General features: G+C 30.1%; 6 protein-coding genes and 1 pseudogene. 4 read left to right on the top strand and 3 right to left on the bottom strand.

Annotation, left to right across the window (positions count from 1 at the left end):
• The 3 genes and pseudogenes from CLCHR_RS25715 to CLCHR_RS23180 form a co-directional block, all read left to right on the top strand.
• Nucleotides 1-127: pseudogene (locus CLCHR_RS25715) on the top strand (hypothetical protein); the annotation flags it as partial.
• A gap of 5 nt (nucleotides 128-132) precedes the next feature.
• Entirely contained in the window at nucleotides 133-633 is a 501-nt protein-coding gene (hpt, locus tag CLCHR_RS23185; RefSeq protein WP_079442278.1) for a hypoxanthine phosphoribosyltransferase, read from the top strand.
• 247 nt (nucleotides 634-880) lie between these two features.
• The gene (locus tag CLCHR_RS23180; protein WP_079442277.1) at nucleotides 881-2,968 is read left to right on the top strand and encodes a methyl-accepting chemotaxis protein; all 2,088 of its coding nucleotides are present in this window, start codon (nucleotides 881-883) and stop codon (nucleotides 2,966-2,968) included.
• Between the two features lie 724 nt (nucleotides 2,969-3,692).
• Here CLCHR_RS23180 and yunB read toward each other — a convergent pair.
• Nucleotides 3,693-4,364, bottom strand: a complete 672-nt coding sequence (gene yunB, locus CLCHR_RS23175; protein WP_079442276.1) for a sporulation protein YunB — start codon at nucleotides 4,362-4,364, stop codon at nucleotides 3,693-3,695.
• Between the two features lie 105 nt (nucleotides 4,365-4,469).
• On the opposite strand from yunB, the gene CLCHR_RS23170 reads away from it, so the two are divergent.
• Nucleotides 4,470-7,010, top strand: a complete 2,541-nt coding sequence (locus CLCHR_RS23170) for a transglycosylase domain-containing protein (protein ID WP_079442274.1) — start codon at nucleotides 4,470-4,472, stop codon at nucleotides 7,008-7,010.
• 72 nt (nucleotides 7,011-7,082) lie between these two features.
• Here CLCHR_RS23170 and CLCHR_RS23165 read toward each other — a convergent pair whose 3' ends face one another.
• The gene (locus CLCHR_RS23165; protein WP_079442273.1) at nucleotides 7,083-7,940 is read right to left on the bottom strand and encodes a YcdB/YcdC domain-containing protein; all 858 of its coding nucleotides are present in this window, start codon (nucleotides 7,938-7,940) and stop codon (nucleotides 7,083-7,085) included.
• A gap of 218 nt (nucleotides 7,941-8,158) precedes the next feature.
• Complete coding sequence (gene ndk, locus CLCHR_RS23160) at nucleotides 8,159-8,575, bottom strand: nucleoside-diphosphate kinase (protein ID WP_079442271.1); 417 nt, start codon at nucleotides 8,573-8,575, stop codon at nucleotides 8,159-8,161.
• Between the last annotated feature and the right edge of the window lie 127 nt (nucleotides 8,576-8,702).

The following is an 8,702-nucleotide window of genomic DNA, read 5'->3' as shown; positions in this document are numbered from 1 at the left end:
GACTAGAGGTCCTGGTGAAAAGAAATTAGAAACTGATAGAAGACATATAATGGAAACAGTATATGATTTAAAAGATGAATTAAAGAAAATCAAGAAGACTAGAGATGTACAAAGAGAGATAAGAAACGCAACATTCTTTTTTCTAAGGAACAAATTAATTCTAGAATAGAAGAATTAGGAAAAATCATTACTGAAAATTATGAAGGTAAAAATCTTTATGTTTTATCTTTACTTCGTGGAAGTTTTGTATATGCTGCTGATTTAGTTAGAGCTATAGATTTAAACACAAAGATAGGTTTTATGACTACATCAAGTTATGGTCATGATGAAACATCATCTGGTACTGTTCAAGTAGTTCATGATATTGCTGATAATATTGAGGGATGGGACGTTCTTATAGTTGATGATATTGTAGATACTGGAATTACTATGGATTTTGTTGTTGAACATATAAAGAAACTAAACCCTAATTCAGTTAAAACTTGTGTTCTTCTTGATAAACCATCAAGAAGAAAAATAGATATAAAACCAGACTACTGCTGCTTTGAAATTGAAGATGTATTTGTAGTTGGGTATGGCTTAAACTACGGTGATTTCTATAGAAATGTACCTTATGTGTTTAATTGGGAGTAAAAGAAACCTTCGGGTTTCTTTTTTTATTTATTTTTAATATCAAATCTGCCCCCTTTCTTTTTCGTCACCTTCAACAACATTTAAGTGCTATCTGACCATATACTTTTTCTACTCAGTAAAATATAATAAAAAATTATCATATTTGCAGAAAGATAATTGTATTTTTTGATAATTTTGCAATAAGAACACACTAATCTATAAATCTATTTCTTTTATCTAAATTTATTTCTAAAAGGGGGCTATAAAAATGAAATTTTTGAAAAAAGAAACCAACCTTAATAAACGTAATAATAAATTTATTAAATCTAAAAATAATTCCTTTAGTTTTAATAAGGATTCAATTAGTTTTAGAGTGCTTGCCAGAGTATTGCCTGTTGTTGTCGTAACATTATTAACACTTACAACTTGTACATATTATTTAGGACAAAGAGTTCTTTATTCTAATAGTAAGGATTTTATTAATCAAATAAGTAAGATTACTGCGCAAGACATAAATGATATTATGGCAAATCAAATAAAATCTGTTGAAAGCTTGGCACATAATCCTTTTATCACAAGTGCTGATACACCATTAGAAGATAAAATGAAAATTTTATTAAAAGAAAAAGAATTTAAGCAATATCTTAATATGGGAATTGCGACTCCCGATGGAAAATTGACACTTGTTAACGGTGAAGTAATAGATATAAAGGATTCTGACTATTTCAAATCTGCATCTAATGGAATTTCTTATGTTTCAGAACCTTTTGTTAATAACTCAAACAGCAACATAAATAAAAATTATATTATTGCGATATCTGCACCTATTGAAGATAGTAACAATCACATTAACGTACTTGTTGCTTTTAAATCTGGTGATGATATATCTAATCTTAGTAAGAAAATATCATTTCTTAATTCAGGTAAGGCCTTTGTAGTCAATTCAAGTGGTAAGCTATTAGGCTATTCTAATAATTCTTATGTTCAAAACGAGAAAACAATTACTGATTTATTGACAAACACAGATGGGACAAGTGTTGATGATTTAGTTACTTCTATCTCTTTAGGCCGAAGTGGTTCTCAAGATGTAATTTGTGATGGTATAGAACAAGTATTGTCTTATTCTATAGTTCCAGCTACAGGGTGGTGCATTATAGCTACTGCTGACAAAACAGATTTATTAAGCTCTTTTAATAGTTTGAAAATAATAAATATTGTTACTGGAATTGGGAGCTTAATATTGATATCCTTAACATTAATATTTGTAATGTCTAAAATTTCCAAAAATATTTTATATGTTGTAGATATAATGAAAAGTTTTGCTAAGGGTGATTTCTCTAGAACAATAGATGAGAAGTATTTAAAGAAAAAATCCGAAACTGGTATCATGTGCAGGTCGTTAATAGAAATACAATGTGCTCTTAATAAAAACATTGATACTATTCAATTAAACTCATCACATCTTACTGAAGAATCAAATGGTCTCTTATTAATATCAGAAGAGCTGTCATCACTTATAGAAAATATAGTTAAAGCCATTAGTACTATATCCGAAGGAACTCTTAGCCAAGCTAATAAATTATCCAGTAGTAACGATAATTTAAATCAATTCGGAAACAAAATTGAAATTCTTACAAACAAAGTTAATGACGTCACCATCACTTCCTCTAATATTGGAGAACGCGCTGAAAAAAGTAACCACGATCTTAAAACATTAATTACATCAATAGATCTTCTTAATAAGAACTTTGATACATTTGGTTCCTCATTAACTTTAATGTCAACTGATATACATGAAGTAACTGAAATGACTAACATAATTAATGGCATAGCAGAACAAACCAATCTACTTGCTCTTAATGCTGCAATTGAAGCAGCTAGAGCTGGTGATGCCGGAAAAGGATTTGCTGTTGTTGCAGATGAAATAAGAAAGCTAGCTGAAATGAGTAAAAATTCAGCTCAAAGAATTTATTCTATTGTATCAAAAGTCCTTAAAAATACTGATGATATCGTAATTAGTACAGATAATATTGCTCATGATGTTAAAAATCAAACTCTTATTGTTAATAATACAATATCAGTATTTAAAGAAATTTCTTCAGCTATTGAAGAAATGATTCCTCAAATGTATTCTATTGCTAAGGATTTTGTATCATTAAATGCTGAAAAAGATTCATTATTAAATAATATTTCTGAAATTTCTTTATCATCAGAGCAGATTTCAGCAACTACCCAAGAAATTTATTCTTCATCCGAAGAACTAAATTTATCAAGTGCTGAAGTTGCAAATTCGGCTAAAAAAGTAAGTACTTCATCAAATGAATTAACTGAAAGCTTTAGCCAATTTAAATTTTAAATATAGATAAATTAAACTTATGATATAACTTACCGAAATTATAAACATTTTTATTCCGAAAAACTATGAAAATATCGCTGAAGGTTCTAAGTTGCAGGTTGCATCCACTTTAGCATGTTCCAACTTTCAGTTTGACAAGCTAAAGTGGAACAACCTACAACTAAGAACCTTTAACAGCTTATTTTCAAATGTTTTCTCCATAAAAATGTTTATAATTTCTAGTTAAGATATCAACTTAAAAGTTTTAACAAATTTATAAATATGTTTATTAAATAAGTCAAATATTCAACTTATTAGCTAAACCAAACAAAAATTTGATTTATGCTTTGAAATACTTTCCATACCAGAAAGAGAAGGTGCTCTTTTACGCAGTGTTGCATTGAAAAAACGGTTGTAGGTATTTCTTCAGTAAAAGTTGTTCCAGTCCTGCTTGTCATTAGCTTGCCTAATGAGCAAGCAGGACTGGTGCAACTTTTACTGTTAAGTGAGAATCCAAATCTTTGATTTGGCTATCGAACTTACTCAGCGAACGCAAGTGAGTCGAGTTTCACACATCCACAACCATTTTTTCTAGCAACCGAGTAAACGAGTAACTTCTCTTTCGGTTGGTTATATGCATAAATTTAAGCTATAGTTAGGTTATCTATAAACAACACGTAACTTAAATTTATAGTATTAAATTAAATTTCTAGAAATCCTGAAATGTAGCATTTGTGAATTATAATCAATTTGTATTTTGGCTTTTGCTATTGTCATTGGTGGGAAATCCTAAAGTGTTATTAGGTGTTTTTCCAACTATTATGGTATCTGAAACTGGAACTTGTGTGGTTACTTCAATATCTTGATTTCTCATAGGCAGCTTTAGTCTTATTTTAGCATTAACATTTAAGTAAATCTTATGTCTAGTTTGATTGATCCCAGCACTTTCAAATTTTGACTCATAACTTGTACTCATATTTCCCATAGGTTCAATTCCTATTGCTATTTTGGGTCCCAAATTATAAAAAATACTTTTATCGCTTAACCATCCTAATGGAACTTTAACCTCAGAATTTTTCATATCGCTTAACTCTTTATTACATTCAGTAGATAACTTTGCCGCTAAATAATTTAATTTTATTGTATCTGCTTGAACCAAAATTATGTTTCCTTCGTTATTTTTTTGGATTTTTATCATTTGATCATAATCGAATTCTTTTGATAAAATTTCTACACTTTTCTCATTAATAATATTTAACGTTTGTGATTTCGCCATTATACCAGCCATTTCCGTTATTGCTGGCATAACTCTTTTGTCAAAAAATACAATTATTATATTTAATACAACAATTATAAAGATTAAAATGACGAGAAATGATATGTATTTGTGGTTTTTACGCCTTGTATAATACTGCATTATAAACACCTTTATATTGAGTTATTGATTTAATAATACTATAATTATGCTATAATGTTATAGAATATTATTAAATTATTAACCTTATTATTTTAGGAGGATAAAATGGCAGTTAACGATAAATCACTTAAAGCAGATAGTGCTCCACGACGAAAAAAGCCAATAAAAAATAAACAAAAGAAATCTAAAAAAATATTTAAAGGCATATGTTTTGGTTTACTATTTTGTTTTCTAGCAATTGTTGTAGTAGGCGCTGGCTATACTTTTGCACTCATAAAAACAACACCTCCTCTAAATGTTGATGCTGTATTATCATTAAATCAACCTTCAAGCCTATATGATAGTTCTGAGGTATTTATGGATAATCTTCATACAGATGAGGAACGTTATGTTATAGATTCCGGTAAGATACCTGCTAATTTGAAGAATGCTTTTGTATCCATTGAAGATGAAAGATTCTATAAGCACAAAGGAATAGATCTTCAAAGAATTGTAGGTGCGGCTTACCTAGATGTAAAGAAATTAGTCACCGGACAAAAAGGATTACATGGGGCATCTACATTAACTCAGCAATTACTTAAAAACACAATTCTAACTAATGATGTTTCTATGGAAAGAAAAATTAAAGAAGCGTATTTAGCTATTAGTTTAGAAGACAAACTAACTAAGGATCAAATATTAACAGCATACTTAAATACAATACCTTTAGGCGGGCACATATATGGTGTAGAGGCTGCTGCACTAGAGTACTTTAGTAAAAGTGCATCTGATCTCTCACTAATTGAATGTGCGTACATTGCTGGTATAACACAAGCACCAAGTTATTATAGTGCTTATAATGAAAATAATGTTAAGGATCCATCGCCTTATATAAATAGAACTCTTACAGTATTAGGCATGATGCATAAGCTTCAATATATTAATGACGCTGACTATGAGAAAGCTGTGAGCGACGTAAAAAATGGTGGATTAGTATTTAAATCAAGCAAGAAGGATTACAGATTAAACTATGAATGGTTTGTATATCCAGCTGTGTCTCAAGTTAAAGAAGACCTAAAAGAAAAATATAATTATACTGATGAAGAAGCTTCGAAATTAATGGTAAATGGCGGACTTAAGATTTATACAACAATGGATAAACATCTTCAGGATTTTACCCAAACTACTTTAGATGATTACAAGAATCTAGGAATCAGTAATGGAGAAACATATGATAAAGATGGTATTCCTTTATTGCAGGCATCTGCCACAATTGTAGATTATAGAAATGGTCATGTTCTTGCAATGGTTGGAGGTCGTGGTAAACAGCAGCCTCAATCCACCAATAGAGCTTATAATGATTTAAGACCTATTGGTTCTTCAACAAAGCCATTAACTGTATATGGACCAGGAATTGATCAAAAAATCATAACAGCTGCTACAACAATTGATGATGCTCCACTACCTGATAATAAATTAGATAATGGTAAATACTTTAATCCTTTAAACTCTCCAAACGAGTATGCAGGACTTATAACCGCTAGAGAATCTCTTACTCATTCTAAAAATACTGGTGCTGTACTATTTGAAGATATGATTGGATTAAAAACTGGTATTTCTTATGGTGAAAAGTTAGGTTTAAAGTATAACTCTGCTTCTAAATCTTCTATAGCTTCTGTTGCTTTAGGTCAATTTAATAACAATCCTAATGATAGAGACGGTGGTAACTCCTTTATTTTGGCTGGAGCATTTGGCACCTTTGGTAACAATGGTATATATACAAAACCTGTATTATATACGAAAGTTGTTGATTCAACAGGTAAAGTTCTGCTCGATACATCTAAACCAAAGCAAAGTAAAGTTTTCTCACCTCAAGCAGCTTATATTTTATATGATATGCTGAAAGGTCCAGTAAATGAATACAATGCTACTGGAGCTAAATGGGGAAATATGCCAGTTGCTGGTAAGACTGGTACTACTACCAACTCAACTGATTTATGGTTTGCTGGACTTTCTCCTTACCTATCCGGTGCCGTATGGGTTGGTTACGACAAACCAACAAAACTTCTTGGAAGTTCAAGTGGATGTGCTGTAATATGGGGAAAATTAATGCAAGAAGCTAATAAAGATTTTGAAGTAAAAGATATAGATGAACCAAATGGAATTATAAGAGCTAGTGTTTGTAAAGACTCTGGTTTATCTCCAAGTTCATTATGCAGTCAGGATCCACGCGGAAATAGAGTCTATGAGGAATTATTTATTGATGGAACAGAACCTGATTCAACATGTGATACTCATGTAGCTGCTAATGTGAATAGATTTACCAACAAACTTGCTAGTCCATTAACCCCTTCTATATTAACTAGAAGCAGCATATTTATAAAGAAAGATAATCCAAACCCTGCTACAGCAGACTATTTTATGGTATTACCGTCAACTTACGATTCTGCAACTGAAACTCCTCCTGCAGGTGACACTAATGAAGCTGTGCCTCCAGTAGCTGATTCTAATAATGCAACTGCTCCGCCTATTGTAAATGAGTTTTCTACACCGTCAAACAAAAATGCTAATGGAAATACTAAAAATAATGGTAACAACACTCATAATCCAGTAGGTCCCGGTAACTCAAATTCAGGAGCTCTATCTCCAATTGTACCTGGTAACTAAAAATGCTTGTGTAGAATGTAGATTAAGATAGAAATAGAGGATAATCAAAATTGATTATCCTCTATTTTCAGTTTATTTTGCTACGACTTCTTTTTCAGCACCATCTTTCAATACATTTAATATATTACCATTTTCCGAACTCACAAAAATCTTCCAAACAACATTAGCATCCTTATCATTTTTTCCATCTATTGTTACAAGATAACAAACTTCATAAATTTGACTTGCATCCTTATCAATTCTATTATCTGCATAAACTAAATATAATTCTTTTCTAACAGTAGCTTCCTTATTGAACTTTTGAAAATCTTCTAAAGCTATATTTTCTGCTTCTTGCTCAGATATATTTATTACAGGTTCTTTACATTCCCTATGCATTGTTGAATTAGAATACCCGTCTAAAAAACCGTTTTCTTTATTTATATTTAACTTTATTTCATCAAAATAAAAAGGATATCCATTTTCCTGCCTAGTATATATAAATGAATAATACGGTAAACTTTTTACCCCCTCATTATCATTTGCACTCTTTAGTACTACTTCTCCATCATAAACATTTTTCAAATATCCCTCTGCTAAAGTTCTTGCATTTTGCAAGTTAATCTTTGTTGTATTAGCTTGAATTTCTTTCTTTGCAAAGCCTATTACATTATTATTTTTATCTAAATCTATACCAAAACTTTGAGTCACTATACTTCTATGAACCAGCTCATTCTGACTATTTAATATTCTGCTTCTTTCATATTTTATGGATTCTAAATTTTGTTCAGTATTTATTGCATCTATCGAATATAACTTAGTCATAAAATTTTTAGCTGCTTTAATATCTTTCGCACCTGGTCCTAAAAAGTTATATAATATTACGACTATAATTACAATAAGGCAAATTAAAGTTGTCCCCCCTAGAACACTTGCTTTTCTTAACTTCATCCATAACCTCCTTTATTCAATTGATATTTCTTATTTACTTTATATTATATCATATTTTTTGTGTTGCATATCTTATATTTTAGCTTTATTCAATATGATAAACTACAGACAAAATGAAAAGACTTATTCTTAGGAATAATATATCCTAAGTATAAGACTTTCATAAATTTACATATATATTTTTAATACGTATAATCTTCTACTATGCTAATCACTGATTAGTTATTTTCAACTTCTGGAAACCATAATGCAATTTCTTCTTTTGCACTTTCAACAGTATCAGATGCGTGAACACAATTTTCTGTTTTGCTTCTTGCATATCTATGTCTTATCGTTCCTTCAGCTGCATCTGTAGGACTAGTGGCTCCATTAATGCTTCTTATTCTTGCCACCGCATCTTCTCCTTGTATAATTACTGCACATAATGGATTCCTTGTAATAAATGTTATAAGTTCTTCATAGAAATCTTTCCCTTTATGTTGACTATAATGCTTTTCAGCAATTTCCCTTGTAGCTTTCATAAGTTTCAATGCTACTATTTTTAGTCCATTATCTTCATAACAGCTTAAAATATTCCCTATTATATTTCTTTCCACTCCATCTGGTTTAATTAATACTACACTTTTTTCAATCATGTATAGTCCTCCATATCATGTAATCAATTCATATTATTCCCCTCTATATGAATATTATACTAAATTTTCAGAAAATTATAAATACTTTTATAATTTTATTTCATAATAATCATATTGTGATATAATC

Origin of the sequence: Clostridium chromiireducens (genome assembly GCF_002029255.1) — a bacterium.
GTDB classification, from domain to species: domain Bacteria; phylum Bacillota; class Clostridia; order Clostridiales; family Clostridiaceae; genus Clostridium; species Clostridium chromiireducens.
The sequence above is the reverse complement of the archived record's forward strand: the minus strand, read 5'-3'. Positions and strand labels throughout refer to the sequence as shown.